This window comes from Oleiphilus sp. HI0061 (genome assembly GCF_001635675.1).
Genome location: NZ_LWFE01001678.1, coordinates 1 through 592, shown reverse-complemented (window position 1 = coordinate 592; position 592 = coordinate 1). Strand labels below are relative to the sequence as shown.

The window sequence follows — 592 nt, the reverse complement described above, 5'->3', positions numbered from 1 at the left end:
AGCCTTTGCTTTTTCAATGATTTCTTTAACAGGGTTAATCGTGCCCAGGACATTGGATACGTGGGTGACAGCGATGACTTTGGTTTTCTCGTTAATCAACTCATCAACTTGGGAAAGTGATAGCTCACCGTTCTCGTCAAAATCGAGTACTTTAATTTGCGCACCGCATTTCTCCGCCGCTAATTGCCAGGGAACGATATTGGCGTGATGCTCCATGCGGCTAACGATGATCTCGTCACCAGGCTCTAGCTGACTTGCCAAACCGTTAGCAATCAGGTTAATGGCTTCAGTTGTTCCTTTGGTCCAAATGATTTCTTTGGTTGAGTTTGCATTGAGAAATTGACGAACTGTTTCGCGTGCACCTTCGAAACCAGCCGTTGCACGGTCACCCAAGGTGTGCGCGCCTCGGTGTACGTTGGCATTATCATGATGATAGTAGTTCGCCATGCTTTCGAGCACCGCTTCGGGCTTTTGTGCACTGGCGGCACTATCAAGGTAGATCAAAGGCTTGCCATTGACCTCTTGGTTTAGAATAGGGAATTGTTCTCTAATACTTTCAATATTCATTTATCACTCAATACCTTGATAGCTC

At 45.9% G+C, this 592-nt stretch carries 1 protein-coding gene; it reads right to left on the bottom strand.

Translation table 11 applies throughout. The features are described from left to right. A partial coding sequence (locus A3735_RS25925) for an aminotransferase class V-fold PLP-dependent enzyme (protein ID WP_156495110.1) occupies positions 1–567 on the bottom strand: 567 nt, incomplete at its 3' end. Positions 568–592 lie beyond the last annotated feature (25 nt).